Source organism: Sessilibacter sp. MAH1 (assembly GCF_054658315.1).
Genome location: NZ_BAAGIC010000003.1, coordinates 283,619 through 299,575 on the forward strand (window position 1 = coordinate 283,619; position 15,957 = coordinate 299,575).

Genomic DNA, 15,957 nt, shown 5'->3' on the forward strand with positions numbered 1-15,957 from the left:
CATTCATGATTTAATCAACAGCCAGAAATTGAAAAGGTGATGTTCAATATCGTTACCATTTCATTCATCGACAATACTCAGTGTTGGCAACTCATTTTTGGATTGCTGATACTCTGGGTTAATCAGCGCCACCTTTCATAAATCAAAATCGCAAAAAACCACGAGTTGATCACATCCTAAAAATATTTGAATGTAAAAAAAACAATGCGTTAGTGTGGTGCTGTTAGTTTTTATGTGATCTCAATTTGTGCATTTATCTTATTTATTTTGCTTGTCAGTAGTTCAATGACTATTGGATGGCAATTATCTTGCCAGATATTTGGGCGTTTTTGGCTTGAAAAACGGTATTTTACGATTTTATCAATACGTCATTTTGCGCAGTATTTAGCGTCAATCACCGAATTCTTATCAATTACTCACCTTTGCATAATTGGCCCAGAACCAAGGTTATTTAAACAATCTTTGTCGCCAAGTTATTCATGTAAAGGGAGATATTGCTGTTATGAAGTATTCAACTGTTAGACCTACTTATTTTTTGACCGCTTTGTTATTAACAGCACCTTTGTGTCACGCCGAAATAGAGATTGCAGAAGGTATTAGTGCCACTGGGTTTATCGACATGTCGTTCGTCAGTACAGATATGGACGGCGCTGAAGACAGTGATAATGAATTTTCGGTCGATCAGGTTGAAGTTGATATTACTTATCAAGGTGCGGAGGGTGTTTCTGCCCGTATTGATATCGAGTTTGGTGAAAATGGCACCGGTAACGGAGAAGACGAGACATTTATTGAGCAAGCATTTATCACTAAACAAATTGATAAATCCTTTAGCGTAACGGCTGGTCGTTTTTTGAGTTATACCGGGTGGGAAACCGAAGAGCCTACTGGCTTGTATCAGGTAAGTGGTACTGGTTATGCACCGGTTTTTTACGGTTTTTATCAGCAGGGAGTATCGGGTAAATACGTCTTTAATAAAGCGATATCCGTGACCTTATCGGTAGTAAACGATTTATTTGCTAATCCTATAGAAAGCGATACTAATAATTTGGGATCAGAAATTGGTATTCATTTAAATCCTGTAGAAGGGTTAACTGCCAAGGCGTTTTATCTGTCGGAAACAGATCGTAATTCGCTAAATGTGTGGAGTTCGTACGAAATCAAAGGTTTTACCTTTGCAGCGGAATACAACATCGCAGAAGGCACAACAGGTTTGGATGACGAATCTGATGGATATTTATTGATGGCAAATTATGCCTCGGGAGACTACGGAATAACCTTGCGCTATCACGCTTATGAAACTGAAGATCCTACCGGTCAAACAATTACCGACTTGAGTGCAATCACCATTGCCCCAAGCCTAAAAGTAGGTGAAAACCTACAATTAATTGCCGAATTTAGAATGGATTCCGATGACATCAACAATGTTGATACAAATACGTTTGCTTTAGAAGCTTTATTTACGTTCTAAATAATATCAATTGACTCATTTACCTGAGCATTAAATGAGCTCTTTAAAAAATAACAAGTAAGGTATACAGCTATGAAATTAAAGACCATTTTTATCGCTACCGCAGCGACCATGTCGTTAACCTTATCAAATGTATTGTTAGCGGGCGAGACCATCAAAGTGGGTGTATTACACTCGCTATCGGGCACCATGGCGATCTCAGAAACCACGTTAAAAGACACGGTTTTAATGATGATTGACGAGCAAAACAAAAAAGGTGGTTTGCTCGGTAAAAAATTAGAACCGGTCGTAGTAGACCCCGCTTCTAATTGGCCATTATTTGCCGAAAAAACCCGCGAATTAATTACCAAAGACGACGTTGACGTTATTTTTGGTTGTTGGACGTCGGTTTCTCGTAAATCGGTGTTACCGGTTATTGAAGAATTAAACGGATTATTATTTTATCCCGTGCAATACGAAGGTGAAGAATCGTCGAAAAACGTTTTTTACACCGGTGCCGCGCCTAATCAACAAGCAATTCCGGCGGTGGATTATTTAATGGATGAAATAGGCGTAAAACGCTGGGTACTTGCCGGTACCGATTACGTTTATCCACGCACTACCAATAAAATTTTAGAAGCGTACCTAGAAGCAAAGGGTGTCGATAAAAAAGACATTATGATCAGCTATACGCCGTTTGGTCATTCTGATTGGCAAGGTATTGTCTCTGATATTAAAAAGTTTGGCAGCGAAGGTAAGCAAACCGCGGTGGTTTCAACCGTAAATGGCGACGCTAACGTGCCGTTTTATAAAGAGCTGGCGAACCAAGGCGTTTCTGCCGAAGATATTCCGGTGGTGGCTTTCTCGGTCGGCGAAGAAGAGTTGTCTGGTTTAGATACTGCACCGTTGGTTGGTCATTTGGCGGCTTGGAATTATTTTCAAAGTGTTGAGGCCGATGTTAACGAAGATTTTATAAAACGTTGGCAAGCATTTACCGGTAAAGAGCGTGTCACCAATGACCCCATGGAGGCAACCTACATTGGCTTTAACATGTGGACTGCCGCCGTTGAAAAAGCCGGTACCACCGATGTTGATGCCGTTGAGCAGGCAATGATTGGCATTACCTCACCAAATCTTACCGGTGGCATTGCCGTGATGAATAAAAACCATCACCTATCAAAACCGGTGTTAATTGGCGAAATTCAAGAAGATGGTCAATTCGAAGTTGTTTGGAAAACCGAGAGCGTGGTACCGGGCGATGCCTGGTCTGATTACCTTCCTGGTTCGAAAGATATTATTGCCGATTGGACTGCACCCATTAAATGCGGTAATTACAATGTAAAAACCGAAAAATGCTCGGGCCAGAATTTCTAATCCATTCATATTTTTTCATGGAGCCTTTGATGAATTCATAACGGAATTGATCAAAGGCTATTAAATAGTCACCACGCTGATAATGATTCCGAAATTATTTTGGGATTGTTATTGTGTGCTCAACATATCTATAAAAGTGAGTTTATGTATACGGTACTATTTAAACTTAAAAAGCTCGCTGTATTTTTTTTACTAACACTTTTTGTTGTGATTTCATCGCGCGCGCAGACTTCAGATATTCAAGCTGCTGAGACCAGTGACTCGCTCACATTTGAACAATTAGTCGCGCAAATGCCCTCGGCGAAATTAAAAGATTTGCCCGAAATTATCGACGCACTTGAATTGCTATCAGACGACCGCTCGCTGGTTTTATTTGAGTTTATGCTTGAGGGAAAATTGTATTTTATTGAAGCCGATAATGCAGTAATTACGCTTAACGAAGAGCTAAATGGCGGTGAAGCCTATGTGGCTACCAATGTAATAGATCTAAGCATTATTGCACGCATCAATGACGATGAAATCAAAAAAATACGTGTTAATAATAAATTGCGCATTCAGTTGAGAAAAGCCATTGCTAAGTTCACCTTGTTTAGTAAAAATCCCGAGCGAAGAAAAACAGCAGTAGAAAACTTAATGGCTAATCTTACAGCAGAAAATATAGAACTGCTGCAAGAAGCTAAAGCATCTGAAAAAAATACCGCCATTAAAAATAAAATAGAACTGGCATTAAATATAGCCGCGTTACAATCTAAAAACATTGATCAGAAAAAATTAGCGATTAAAGCGCTCGACGGTGAATTGCATCCAGAAGTCCGAGGTGCGCTCAATGCCATTATTGAAAAAGACTCGGACGGTAATTATATAACGCAAGATAAACAACTTATCCAATTGGCAGAGGCTGCGCTAAAAAAAATCGACAGTAAACTCGAATTTTACGGATTTCTAGAGCGACTATTTTTTGGCTTGAGCTTGGGTTCTGTGTTGTTACTGGCCGCCATCGGTTTATCCATTACTTTTGGGGTAATGGGTGTTATCAACATGGCCCACGGTGAGCTATTAATGTTGGGTGCCTATACAACTTACGTAATTCAAACCCTAATGCCAAATTATATTGGGTTATCTGTATTAATTGCTATTCCTGCGGCATTCATTGTTTGTGCATTAGTTGGTATTGCCATTGAACGTGGCATTATTCAATTTTTAAAAGGCAGGCCACTAGAAACCTTACTCGCTACCTTTGGTTTAAGTTTGATATTACAACAAACCGTGCGCAGTATATTTTCACCATTAAACCGACAAGTAAGCACACCTGACTGGATGGCCGGAGCCTTACAGATTAATCCCGGTTTATCACTCACTTATAATCGCCTGTACATTATTATTTTTTCGTTAATGGTGTTTGTAGCGCTGTTATTAGTGATGAAAAAAACCTCGCTGGGCTTGTACGTGCGAGCTGTTTCGCAAAACCGCGATATGGCCAAAGCCGTAGGCATTAAAAGCGACTGGGTTGATGCCATGACCTTTGGCTTGGGTTCTGGCATCGCCGGTGTGGCAGGTGTTGCACTTAGCCAATTAACCAATGTTGGCCCTAACCTCGGTCAATCCTACATTATCGATTCGTTTATGGTGGTGGTGTTTGGCGGTGTGGGTAATCTTTGGGGCACGCTGGTTGCGGCGTTTTCTTTGGGTGTATTTGGTAAATTCCTAGAACCACTTACCGGTACAGTGCTCGCACAAATTTTTGTTTTAATTTTTATTGTGCTGTTTATTCAAAAACGGCCAAGGGGCTTATTCCCACAAAAAGGGAGGTCGGCAGAATAATGGCTAACGCAATAAACTCGTCGTTTTTATCCATAAATAACACATCCCGCGAAGGTATGTTATCTAGCCGTGGTGGTAACGTATTTTTAGCTCTTCTGGTTGTTGTTACCTTATTGGCCTCAATTGGTAATCAATTATTCCCGGCCGGATCTGCATTACATGTAGATACCTACACCATAACGCTGTTGGGTAAATATTTGAGTTTCGCGCTGCTTGCCATGGCGGTAGATATCATTTGGGGCTATTGCGGTATTTTAAGTTTAGGCCACGGTGCTTTTTTTGCGCTGGGCGGTTACGCGATGGGCATGTATTTAATGCGCCAAATCGGCGATAGAGGCGTGTACGGTAATCCAGATTTGCCAGATTTTATGGTGTTTTTAAATTGGTCTGAACTGCCATGGTTTTGGCAAGGGTTTGATTCTTTTCCGTTTGCTATGCTTATGGTGCTGTTAATTCCGGGCATATTGGCGTTTATTTTTAGTTGGCTGGCGTTTAGATCGCGCGTAACCGGAGTGTATTTTTCGATAATAACCCAAGCGCTTACCTATGCGTTAATGCTGGCGTTTTTTCGCAACGAAATGGGTTTTGGTGGTAATAACGGTTTAACCGATTTTAAAGACATTCTCGGTTTTGATTTACAAAGTGATACTACGAGAATTTGTTTGCTATTAATTACCGCCGCATGTTTGGGTGTTATCTATCTTTTAAGCCAGTTTATTTTATCGTCTAAATTTGGTCGCGTAATTGAAGCCATTCGCGATTCAGAAAGTCGCGTGCGTTTTGTTGGTTTTAAAACCGAAAACTACAAGGTCTGGCTATTTGTGTATTCCGCATTAATCGCCGCAATTGCCGGTGCGTTGTACGTGCCGCAGGTAGGTATTATTAACCCCGGTGAATTTGCACCGTTGAATTCTATTGAAGTGGTAGTGTGGGTTGCCGTTGGTGGGAGAGGCCTGTTGTATGGTGCAGTATTAGGTGCGTTACTGGTTAACTTTGCAAAAACCCATTTTACCGGAATTCTTCCTGAAGCATGGTTATTTGCCTTAGGCGCGCTCTTTGTGGGTGTGACCATTTTTCTGCCGCGTGGCATTGTGGGTTTATTATCTTCACGAAATAAATCAATGGAGGATAAACCCTAATGCAACCGTTTAGTCATCTTCGAAATTTTATTAATAAAGATCGAGTTTTCGATTTTTTAGTGCCCGAAAAATCCATTAATATCGATACTTCTCACAATGTACTTTTGTACGTTGAAGGTTTAACGGTTTCGTTTGATGGTTTTAAAGCATTGAACGATTTAAATCTTTACATCAACGACGGTGAACTGCGTTGCTTAATTGGCGCGAATGGTGCCGGTAAAACAACCTTAATGGATGTAATTACCGGAAAAACACGGCCTAACTCTGGTACGGCTTATTTTGGTCAAACTCATAATTTATTAACAAAAACCGAAGCCGAGATTGCCAATTTAGGCATTGGTCGTAAGTTTCAAAAACCAACGGTCTTTGAAAATCACACCGTATTTGAAAACCTAGAACTCGCTTTGCGAATGAATAAAGCGATTTTAACCAGCATTTTTTATCGCATGAACGGCGAACACTTAGATCGCATTGCTGAAATGCTCGATCTTGTAAACCTCAAACAACACGCTCGGCAAATGGCAGGCGCATTATCGCACGGGCAAAAACAATGGTTAGAAATTGCCATGTTGTTGGTTTCTGAACCGCGTTTATTATTGGTAGACGAACCTGTGGCCGGTATGACACCCCAAGAAACCGAACACACCGCAGAGCTGTTAACCTCGCTGGCCGGAGAACACACGGTAGTGGTTGTTGAGCACGATATGGCCTTTGTGCGCAGTATCGCCAAAAAAGTCACCGTGTTACATCAGGGTTCTGTATTGGCCGAAGGCAATATGGACGATATTCAAAATAACCCCAATGTAATAGAAGTCTATTTGGGAGAATCCCATTGATTGAATTAAAAAATCTAAACCAGTTATACGGTGGTTCACAAATACTGTGGGATTTAAATTTAGAATTAAAATCCGGTAGCCGAACCTGTTTATTAGGACGCAATGGCGTAGGTAAAACCACCTTATTAAAATGCATGATGGGATTATTACCGACTAAATCGGGAAATATTTTATTGGATGGCAAAGACATAACTCGCAGTCCAACACACTTGCGCCCAAAGCTGGGCGTGGGTTATGTACCCCAAGGCCGCGACATATTTCCGCAACTTACCGTAGAAGAAAACCTACGCACAGGCCTTGCGGGAAGAACCGACGGCAGCAAAAAAATACCCGAATTAATCTACGAATTATTCCCGGTATTAAATTCAATGCTAAAACGCCGAGGCGGTGACCTATCTGGCGGGCAACAACAACAACTTGCCATTGGCCGCGCACTCACCATAGAGCCCAAGCTGTTAATTCTCGATGAACCCAACGAAGGCATACAGCCCAACATCGTCCAACAAATTGGCGACGTAATCATTCGGCTTAACAAAGAATTCAATACCACCGTATTACTCGTCGAACAAAAAATCGCGTTTGCCCGAAAAGTGGGACAAGACTACGCCATAATGGAAAAAGGCAGAATAGTCGCGTCTGGAGAAATGAGTAAATTATCGGACGAAGTGATTAAAGAATATTTGGCGGTTTGAGGGTCTATATTTAAAAATATAGGCCCTTTTTTAAATCATCGAAGTTTTATACATTTGTGATTGAAGATAGGTTTTTTATAAGTTAATTTTTAGCCGATTTATAATGCCTGACCTAAAAGTTGATTTGCAACGTGAGTTGCATGGTTGTCGGTCATGCCTGAAACTATATCTGTTATAAGTAAATAACATTCATGAGAACTCATTTGTTCTGTAATCTTTTTTGAACCCATCAAGTCATTTATTCTCTTCGATTTGAAAGAAGGATTGCCTTGTTTGATTTCATTTGCAGCTTCAATATAAGCCGAAAGTATTCTGTTTAATGCTTCGTATGAACCAAGTTCTAATTCAATTTTTCGTCTATTTAAGAAAATGTTGTCTGTGGTTTTTTTCTTAGCTTCTTCAATACCTGTTTTTTCTATTCCTTCAATTTTTGAGATTAAGTCACCCTGAAAATTTCCAGAAATTATATCGTCGTAATTGTTCTCAAAAATTTTCGTAACTTTTTTGATTAAGTTGCTTATAGCTTCTGATCTTAATTTGGAAACTTTTCCTCGATTTGGAAATGTATCTTTATTTTTTTCCGCACTTTTTTCGGATTCTAAACCGGCCAAATTATTTAATATATCTGAAACCTCTTCAAATCTCAGTATGTCTAATTCTAGTGCGTCTTCAATATCTAGAATCTTGTAACAAATGTCATCTGCAGCTTCCATTAAATAGGACAAAGGGTGGCGGAGATACAGATCTTTGGTAGATGATTCAAGACCTAGCTCCTTCATAAGTTCATGCACTATGTTTTTTTCTGATTGAAAAAAATTAAATTTACATTTGTTCTTGGCAAGCGCATGATCCGAGAACCATGGATATTTAACCATAGTTCCTAATGTAGCGTACGTAAGGCGCAGCCCTCCCATTTCGTAGCTATTCTCAACAGTGGTTACAACTCGAAATCCTTGGGCGTTTCCTTCGAATAATTTAAAGTCATTTATTTCATTTTGGGACTCTAAGGCTAATTTAAGTCCATTATCTTGAAACCAGTGTCGAATAGCGAACTCTCCAGCGTGACCAAATGGGGGATTACCGATGTCGTGAGCCAAGCAGGCCGCTTGAACGATAGCGCCGATTTCTTGGGGGGAAATGCCTTTTGGCAACACTGATTTCTGCTCAAGAAATTTTCCAACACTATGCCCAATACTTCTACCCACACTACCTACTTCTATGGAATGTGTTAGACGTGTATGAATATGATCATTATTTGCAAGAGGATGAACTTGTGTTTTTCTACCTAACCTCCGAAATGACGAAGAAAATACTATTCGATCGTAGTCTTTGTGAAACTCACTTCGGCTATCTTCAGAGTTTAAATTCGATTCTGTTGGTGAGAATCTTTTTGTGGATAATAGATTTTTCCAGTCCATATAACACGTGCTCAGAAATTTTTGAAGTTTATAGCTGAATTAAAAATAAGCTATATTAAAATAATATTTCATACGTTATATGGCATATGTTTTGGCGTCAACTTGTCAGAATTTGTGTCGCAATTTTCATTTTATCAGTAAGTCTTTGATGATTTTTATTCCTATGAATTAATGATTTTCAATATATTGTATGTTTTAGTAGCTTTGTATATGTATTTGGTGGTTTGGTTTGGTTGTGATTTTGGTCTGCGTAGTTTTTTCATAAATGCCCTTAAATAAATTTTATATAGGTTTGAAAAATTTAGCTTGCTGTTTATAAGTAAATTAAATGTCGTATTTATAATTACTCTAAAAGTGATTTTTATGTCAGTTGTTTTGATGGGTTTTTTAATTTGATTGTTAGTTTTTAAAATGGTTTTTAGGTGAATTAAATTCGGTTTTTGGAATGCTATGGTAATTTTCTAATACTTTGGTTTTAACTAATTTTGTAAAATAAAAACCAAAGATTAGTGGTGAGAAATAAATCACGTTTTAAAATTCTATAAAAATTAAAATCGCGAAAATTTTTTGTAAATGCTGTTTATGGTTGCAAAGGTTTTATTTAATTTTTCATTCTATAAGCACGTTTAATTATTTTATAAATCTGTTCCTCATCAAACTTTTACTAAAGGGATTTTCGCATGAAGTTAATACCCCGAGGGCAATATCTACAACTCAATACTCCCGGCATTGGCAAAGACGTGGTGTTTGCGCCCAATGTTCAAGAGCACGCCAAAGTCTTAATGAAAGCCGCTAATCGCGGTTACTATTACCCATTGATGGCAATCAAACAACTTAATGCCTTAGCGACCGGGTTAACCGGTAAACACAACGTATTTATTCCCAACGTAATTGATTTTAAAGCCAACAGCTTTCACAAGGTTGTGGTATTTGTGCCTGGCATTGCCGCTACCGTAGAAAAACGCTCCGACAAAATGCTGGTAATTACCGACTTAACATTAAGTAGCGAATACGAGAGTATTGCTAAGGCAAACAAGGAAAATCCTGGGGTATACAGTGTTTCCCGGGCGAGCGGTGAAGACATTAATGTTAAATATAGAAACAATGGTCGAATCATGTCTAAAGGCGGCAGACAAGTGGTAATCGCTGATACTAACTACAAACGTGCAATAGACGCTGCGCAAGAAGCCGTTAACCGTCTAGATACCATGTTTAGTAGTAATGCAGCCTTAAAGAAAGACTTTGATTTATTTTATTCTCCGCTGGGCGGCAAATTAAACGGTATGCGCAATTATAACCCTATAAAGGTGAATCAAACCTTCGGTTTTGCGGGGTTATTGGCCGATGCAATAGAACAATCGAACAATAAAAAAGGCATAGAATGGACCTCTGAACGTGGCGGCTCTGTAGTATTGACCCAAGCCTTAATGACTTTGGCAGCAAAATGTGTCCGTTTTACCGGTCAAGACCACATTGTAAAAATGTGCTGGGCGACATCAAGCCCACGTCCCGCCTACGATGCGATTATGGACTTAGACATGATCCCAGATAAAAACCTGTTTAACAGCAACAGCCATATTCGCGCCAGCCTGGGTGCGTTTAAGGGCAATTTAGAGCGTGTCAGACGCGAAGGCGACCCCTATAATTACCGCGATCTATTAAAAAGTACCGGTAACGGCGGAATGGCCTTTAATACTCTTGCCGGTGCGGGCGTTTTGGTGGCAGGCACGGCCTTGGCCGGTATGCCCACCGGGGCGATTGGTGTGGCGGGTTTGGTCACCGGTGCGGTGGGCGGTATTCAATTTGCCTACAGTAAATTTAAAGAAAGAAATCTACGGCGGTGATATTATGTGGGATTGGTTAAAATTCTTTCCATTTGCGAAAGCCCAGTATACACGGCCGGTAGTCACAGAAATACGCGGCCCATATTTTTCAAAACCACGCCAAAACAAATGGTTTTTTGGGGATTCCGTTTTTTATTTTGATGCACCATGGGCAAACCCGATACTGAGCTTTGATGGTTGTGCCCGAACTGTAAATGCCTTACATCCGCGAGGTGCTGATCTCTGTAGAGTCGAATTGCAACCCACCTATTACACTTCTGATGCTCGTCACGATCAATGGCATCTGGCTTCGTTTTATCGCAATACTTGGTATTTTGTGGGCCCTTGGTTTGTTGGTGATCAAGTCAGTTTGTATGCCAGTGGTTTAATACTTACAGCACATAAAGGCTCTACTTTTAAAGAAAGCAGTTTGTTTCATCCACGGGTATTCGAGTCGGCTATAGCCAGTCACCTAGATAATGTCTACGGTTATCTTCGTTCGGGCAAAAGGCCCGATTTTCGTGGCCCTTTACATTGGCGAGTATTGCCTTTAAGTGGCAGTATCCAAGGTGTGGTGTGTGATATACACCAGATTCATAACGGCGGCAAAGATAATCCCGATCTTCGACGATTGGTACTCTTTCCGGTATCAACCGATCAGTTTGTCTGCATTACATTTAATTTAACAGGTATCGATATCTACCGAGATGAGTTAAGAGCTAAACCTATGTTGGCGTTGACGGACTCGATTATTAACTCCATGCGTTTACAGGTTGGGCCGAAGACGCAGGCAGAGTGGGATAAGGTAAAAGCCACCTGTGATGATATGTCGATTACTGAAACTTTTGGTGAACTTGCTTGGCCGTTATTTGAAGAGAAAAAATCTAGGAAAAAACCCGAGGTGGATATTACGCCGATCGATACGCCAAAGGTTATTGCTCAGAACAAATGACACGCTGGTTAGATTGGTTAAAATTCTTCCCCTACGCAAAAGGGCAATCTAAACGACCGGTTGTGACCGAAATACGTGGCCCATATTTCTCAAAACCACGGCAAAACAAATGGTTTTTTGGCGGCTCCGTTTTTTATTTTGATGCTCCTTGGGCAAACCCAATATTAGGCTTTGATGGTGACGGTCGCTCTGTTGATGCCATGCATCCAGGAGCTAAAGATATAAGCGTCCGCTCTAGATTTGAATCCAACTACCGCCCTGATACCCGCCGTAATCAGTGGTATGTGGTGCCGTTTTATCGCAATACTTGGTATTTTGTGGGGGCTTGGTTTACCGGAATAGAAGCTCGTTTAGATGCTACAGCTGCGATACTTACGGCACGTAAAGGCTCTATTTTTAAAGAAAGCAGTTTGTTTCATCCCCGAGCATTTGAATCCGCTATAGCCAATTACTTGGATGATCTCTATGGCTACGATCGTTCCGGTAAAAGGCCTTATTATCGCGGCCCTTTGCATTGGCAAGTTTTACCTCTAAGTGACACCATTCAAGGGGTGGTGTGCGATATACACCAAATTCATAACGGCAGTCGCGAAAATCCCGAAGTACGACGCTTGGTACTATTTCCTGTATCAACCGATCAGTTTGTCTGTATTAAATTTAATTTAACGAGTGTTGAACTATACAGGAATGAGTTAAGGGCTAAACCCATGCTGGCATTGACCGACTCGATTATCAATTCCATGCGTTTGCAGGTTGGGCAGAAGGCGCAGGCAGAGTGGGATAAGGTAAAAGCCACCTGCGATGATATGTCTATTACCGACACCTTTGGTGAACTTACTTGGCCGTTATTTGAAGAGAAAAAATCTAGGAAAAAAACCGAAGTGGATATTACACCGATCGATACACCAAAGGTTATTGCTCAGAACAAATGACGCACTGGTTAGACTGGCTAAAATTCTTCCCTTATGCAGCTGTGTATCCCAAGCGGCGAGAATATTTAGAAATACGCGGCCCGTATTTTTCTAAACCGCGGCAGAACAAGTGGTTTTTTGGCGACTCTGTTTTCTGTTTTGATGCGCCACGAGCAAATCCTGTATTAGGTTTTAACGGTTGTGGCCGTTCAATTAACGCATTGCACCCGCATGGGGATGATATTCTCAGAGTTTTTCTAGAACCTGTTTATGCCAGTGGTTCTGATGCCCCTGCTGGCCATTGGGATCGCAAATTATTTTACCGAAATACCTGGTATTTTGTTGGTCCGTGGTTTATTGGAGAAAAAGCTGGTCTAGACGCGATTGGATTGCTAGTTTCTGCAGATGAACAATCGTTATTTAAAGAGACAAGTTTATTTCATCCGCGGTTCTTCGAGTCAGCCGTTGCCGACCGTCTAGATAACTCATATGGATACCATCGCTCAGGTAAACGCCCAGATTATCGCGGCCCATTAAATTGGCGAGTATTACTCTTAAGCGACAGTATTCAAGGTGTGGTGTGCGATGTGCATCAAATTCATAATGGTAGTAGAGAAAATCCATCCCTAAACCGCATAGTGTTTTTCCCTGTGTCACCCCATCAGTTTGTCTGTATTACTTTTGATTTTGGCGGTGTTGAAGTAAACCGAGATGAAACAAGAGCCAAACCATTATTGGCCTTGGCTGATTCAATCATTAATTCCATGCGTTTGCAGGTTGGGCCGAAGACGCAGGCAGAGTGGGATAAGGTAAAAGCCACCGGTGATGATATGTCGATTACCCAAACCTTTGGTGAACTTGCTTGGCCGTTATTTGAAGAGAAAAAATCTAGGAAAAAACCCGAAGTGGATATTACGCCCAACGATACTCCAATCGAAATCCCCAAGGTTATAAACCAACACAAATGACACGCTGGTTAGATTGGTTAAAATTTTTCCCCTACGCGAAAGGGCAATCTAAACGACCGGTGGTGACCGAAATATGCGGCCCGTATTTTTCAAAACCACGGCAGAATAAATGGTTCTTTGGCGACTCGGTGTTTTATTTCCATGCACCACGGGCAAACCCAATACTAGGCTTCAATGGCAACGGTCGCACTGTAGATGCTAGACACCCAAGAGGTGGCGATCTTTGCATACGCTACAATGTTAATTCCTGCTCCGATACCCGCCGCTATCAGTGGGATGTGATACCGTTTTATCGCAATACTTGGTATTTTGTAGGGGCTTGGTTTACCGGAATAGAAGCTCGTTTAGGAGCCACAGCTGCGATACTTACGGCGAATAAAGGCTCTATTTTTAAAGAAAGCAGTTTGTTTCACCCACGGGTATTTGAGTCAGCCATAGCGAATTATCTAGATGACATCTATGGCTATCGTCGTTCGGGTAAAAAGCCCGTTTATCGTGGCCCCTTACATTGGCGGGTATTCCCCCTAAGTGGCAGTATTCAAGGTGTAGCATGCGATATACACCAGATTCATAACGGCAGTCGAGACAATCCCGAGGTTGACCGCCTCGTTATTTTCCCCGTATCAACCGACCAATTTGTGTGCATTACGTTTAGCTTTGGCAGTATTGAAATATACAGGGATGAGTTAAGAGCTAAACCCATGTTGGCATTGACCGACTCGATTATCAATTCCATGCGTTTGCAGGTTGGGCCGAAGACGCAGGCAGAGTGGGATAAGGTAAAAGCCACCTGTGATGATATGTCCGTTACCGAAACTTTTGGTGAACTTGCTTGGCCGTTATTTGAAGAGAAAAAACCGCGGAAAAAACCGGAAGTGGATATTACGCCGATCGATACGCCAAAGGTTATTGGTAGTTCTGACTAGATAGTATTTATTTCTCAGATTGCGTAGCTTTTTTAAGTTGAATCAAATTAAACAATAAAGGCTCCTAAATTGGAGCCTTTTTATTTTCTTGAAATTTTTATAAATAGTCTTAATCAGCGGCTTCTAGAGTTTCATACAATTAGCGTAGTAGGTAACGGTTGCGGGCCAGTCTGAGAATATGCCAATTACGCCAACGTCTTGGGCGAGTACGTCTACCACGCGATATAAGTCGCCGTCGCTGTTTACGGTTTGTATTTCTGGGTTTATGTCAAATTGGTAGTAGAAGTCGGCAAGAATATTACCTTGGGCGTCGGTGCTTCTGCGTGACCCTTGGCGGATGTCTGATCGTTCGAGTGACCAGGTGATAATATCAAGGCCTGCTTTTTTGGCTTCACGGGCATAGACTGAAGGAACAATTTCTCCGTTATTTTCTACCGCAAGTAGCATAAAAATTGGTGGGGCAATTATTTTTACGCCTTGTTTTACCAGTTCATCCATGGTTGGGTTAAATGTTGAGGCGTCGTTTGGATTAATTCCCGTAGCGTAGCGGCCATCTAAAAATACCGCTTGTTGAGCGAATTCGGGTTCGTTTTCAATCCAATATAAAATGTCGTTTAAATTAAACGATTGCGGGTAAACATTTTTGGGTGAGACTCCAGCTTCGCGATATTCGTCCAGCATTTTTTGGGCATAGTTTTCTTGTGAGCCAAAAATGTCTTCTATTTGTAGGTTTGCTGTTCCGTCTGGGCCTTTTAATTCTGGTGTGAATTTTCTGCCCAGTGATTTAAACAGTTCGATACTTTCTTTATGAGTCATTAATGTGCCACGGCTGTCGTAGTTTTCGGTACGCCAACTGGGTACGCCACCCAAATAATCTACGGCAGTGGTTGCTTGCGGATTAAACGAATCCATTTTGCCTTTTAAGGTTTTAAATTGCGCTAGTGTAATATCGCTGGCACAGCATTTTACCGAGCTTGGATTTGGGTTATCTTCGTTCCAAGGTACGGTGCATTGTTGATTTAAATCGGTGGTAATTATGTTAGTAGTGGTGTGTAAATCACATTGATCGTGGCGACAAACCAATTCGCCATCAGCAGTAAATGTTACGTCGCACTCTAATATGCCAGCGCCCATTTTTGCCGCCGCTTCGTAGGATTCGCGAGTGTGTTCCGGAAATTGTAACGGAGCGCCTCTGTGACCTATAGAAAAATCGGTTTTTACAAAACGGCGATTTTCACACTGTTGCAAGGTCGTTTTTAATTTTCCTTGTGGAAGCCCTTCAATTAAATAAGATGGGCGAGGCCCGAGTTGAATATTGGCAGTTTTATTAAAAAAGTTGGCCCTTTGGGGCTCTGCATAAGCAGTTGTTGTTAACGTTAGTGCAAGCGTAATTGCAAAGCTTGATGCTTTAATAAAAGCTTTATAGGGTGTGTTCAAGCGAAATAATCTCATAAAACTAATTCCTTGATGTTAGGTAAATAGATGGTCGTATTTTTTTAAGACCATCATTGCTTGGTTCAATGTACAATTTTTTAGGTGACGTTCTTTATGTACTAGGTTTTCTTGCATCAATGATTAGGAATCACAAATCGAATTATGGATTCGGTGATCAATGATTTTTTTTGAGTAATCTACGTGGTTTTTATGGTG

13 protein-coding genes are annotated in these 15,957 nt (G+C 41.0%); 11 read left to right on the forward strand and 2 right to left on the reverse strand.

Features of this window, described 5'->3' with window-relative positions:
- The first annotated feature begins 502 nt into the window (after positions 1-502).
- From ACYQ28_RS04620 to urtE, 6 genes are all read left to right on the forward strand, one after another.
- Positions 503-1,468: a porin gene (locus ACYQ28_RS04620; protein WP_460048237.1), complete on the forward strand. Its 966-nt coding sequence runs from the start codon at positions 503-505 to the stop codon at positions 1,466-1,468.
- A 111-nt stretch (positions 1,469-1,579) separates the two neighbouring features.
- The gene (urtA, locus tag ACYQ28_RS04625; protein WP_460048531.1) at positions 1,580-2,821 is read left to right on the forward strand and encodes an urea ABC transporter substrate-binding protein; all 1,242 of its coding nucleotides are present in this window, start codon (positions 1,580-1,582) and stop codon (positions 2,819-2,821) included.
- A 144-nt stretch (positions 2,822-2,965) separates the two neighbouring features.
- Positions 2,966-4,642: an urea ABC transporter permease subunit UrtB gene (gene urtB / locus ACYQ28_RS04630; RefSeq protein WP_460048236.1), complete on the forward strand. Its 1,677-nt coding sequence runs from the start codon at positions 2,966-2,968 to the stop codon at positions 4,640-4,642.
- On the forward strand, positions 4,642-5,781 hold the full coding sequence (gene urtC / locus ACYQ28_RS04635) for an urea ABC transporter permease subunit UrtC (protein WP_460048234.1): 1,140 nt from the start codon (positions 4,642-4,644) through the stop codon (positions 5,779-5,781). Before urtB ends, urtC begins: the two co-directional genes overlap by 1 nt.
- Positions 5,781-6,617: an urea ABC transporter ATP-binding protein UrtD gene (gene urtD, locus ACYQ28_RS04640; protein WP_460048233.1), complete on the forward strand. Its 837-nt coding sequence runs from the start codon at positions 5,781-5,783 to the stop codon at positions 6,615-6,617. The genes urtC and urtD overlap by 1 nt, the downstream gene beginning before the upstream one ends.
- On the forward strand, positions 6,614-7,309 hold the full coding sequence (urtE, locus tag ACYQ28_RS04645; protein WP_460048232.1) for an urea ABC transporter ATP-binding subunit UrtE: 696 nt from the start codon (positions 6,614-6,616) through the stop codon (positions 7,307-7,309). The genes urtD and urtE overlap by 4 nt, the downstream gene beginning before the upstream one ends.
- Positions 7,310-7,407: 98 nt before the next feature.
- On the opposite strand, the gene ACYQ28_RS04650 is transcribed toward urtE, so the two are convergent.
- Positions 7,408-8,727, reverse strand: a complete 1,320-nt coding sequence (locus ACYQ28_RS04650) for a deoxyguanosinetriphosphate triphosphohydrolase (RefSeq protein ID WP_460048231.1) — start codon at positions 8,725-8,727, stop codon at positions 7,408-7,410.
- Positions 8,728-9,407: 680 nt separating this feature from the next.
- Between ACYQ28_RS04650 and ACYQ28_RS04655 the strand changes: the two genes are divergently transcribed.
- The 5 genes from ACYQ28_RS04655 to ACYQ28_RS04675 are packed head-to-tail and all read left to right on the forward strand — an operon-like array spanning position 9,408 to position 14,307.
- Positions 9,408-10,571, forward strand: a complete 1,164-nt coding sequence (locus ACYQ28_RS04655) for a hypothetical protein (protein WP_460048230.1) — start codon at positions 9,408-9,410, stop codon at positions 10,569-10,571.
- Positions 10,531-11,502: a hypothetical protein gene (locus ACYQ28_RS04660; protein ID WP_460048229.1), complete on the forward strand. Its 972-nt coding sequence runs from the start codon at positions 10,531-10,533 to the stop codon at positions 11,500-11,502. The genes ACYQ28_RS04655 and ACYQ28_RS04660 overlap by 41 nt, the downstream gene beginning before the upstream one ends.
- Complete coding sequence (locus tag ACYQ28_RS04665; protein ID WP_460048227.1) at positions 11,499-12,434, forward strand: hypothetical protein; 936 nt, start codon at positions 11,499-11,501, stop codon at positions 12,432-12,434. Before ACYQ28_RS04660 ends, ACYQ28_RS04665 begins: the two co-directional genes overlap by 4 nt.
- The gene (locus tag ACYQ28_RS04670; protein WP_460048226.1) at positions 12,431-13,381 is read left to right on the forward strand and encodes a hypothetical protein; all 951 of its coding nucleotides are present in this window, start codon (positions 12,431-12,433) and stop codon (positions 13,379-13,381) included. The genes ACYQ28_RS04665 and ACYQ28_RS04670 overlap by 4 nt, the downstream gene beginning before the upstream one ends.
- The gene (locus tag ACYQ28_RS04675; RefSeq protein ID WP_460048224.1) at positions 13,378-14,307 is read left to right on the forward strand and encodes a hypothetical protein; all 930 of its coding nucleotides are present in this window, start codon (positions 13,378-13,380) and stop codon (positions 14,305-14,307) included. The genes ACYQ28_RS04670 and ACYQ28_RS04675 overlap by 4 nt, the downstream gene beginning before the upstream one ends.
- A gap of 123 nt (positions 14,308-14,430) precedes the next feature.
- Here ACYQ28_RS04675 and ACYQ28_RS04680 read toward each other — a convergent pair whose 3' ends face one another.
- Entirely contained in the window at positions 14,431-15,759 is a 1,329-nt protein-coding gene (locus tag ACYQ28_RS04680) for a glycerophosphodiester phosphodiesterase family protein (protein ID WP_460048223.1), read from the reverse strand.
- Positions 15,760-15,957 lie beyond the last annotated feature (198 nt).

What these genes read in the sequence shown, in the direction of transcription:
- ACYQ28_RS04620 (WP_460048237.1), top strand. Translation starts at nt 503, where the DNA reads ATGAAGTATTCAACTGTTAGACCTACTTATTTTTTGACCGCTTTGTTA.
- urtA (WP_460048531.1), top strand. Translation starts at nt 1,580, where the DNA reads ATGTCGTTAACCTTATCAAATGTATTGTTAGCGGGCGAGACCATCAAA.
- urtB (WP_460048236.1), top strand. Translation starts at nt 2,966, where the DNA reads ATGTATACGGTACTATTTAAACTTAAAAAGCTCGCTGTATTTTTTTTA.
- urtC (WP_460048234.1), top strand. Translation starts at nt 4,642, where the DNA reads ATGGCTAACGCAATAAACTCGTCGTTTTTATCCATAAATAACACATCC.
- urtD (WP_460048233.1), top strand. Translation starts at nt 5,781, where the DNA reads ATGCAACCGTTTAGTCATCTTCGAAATTTTATTAATAAAGATCGAGTT.
- ACYQ28_RS04650 (WP_460048231.1), bottom strand. Translation starts at nt 8,727, where the DNA reads ATGGACTGGAAAAATCTATTATCCACAAAAAGATTCTCACCAACAGAA.
- ACYQ28_RS04655 (WP_460048230.1), top strand. Translation starts at nt 9,408, where the DNA reads ATGAAGTTAATACCCCGAGGGCAATATCTACAACTCAATACTCCCGGC.
- ACYQ28_RS04665 (WP_460048227.1), top strand. Translation starts at nt 11,499, where the DNA reads ATGACACGCTGGTTAGATTGGTTAAAATTCTTCCCCTACGCAAAAGGG.
- ACYQ28_RS04670 (WP_460048226.1), top strand. Translation starts at nt 12,431, where the DNA reads ATGACGCACTGGTTAGACTGGCTAAAATTCTTCCCTTATGCAGCTGTG.
- ACYQ28_RS04675 (WP_460048224.1), top strand. Translation starts at nt 13,378, where the DNA reads ATGACACGCTGGTTAGATTGGTTAAAATTTTTCCCCTACGCGAAAGGG.
- ACYQ28_RS04680 (WP_460048223.1), bottom strand. Translation starts at nt 15,759, where the DNA reads ATGAGATTATTTCGCTTGAACACACCCTATAAAGCTTTTATTAAAGCA.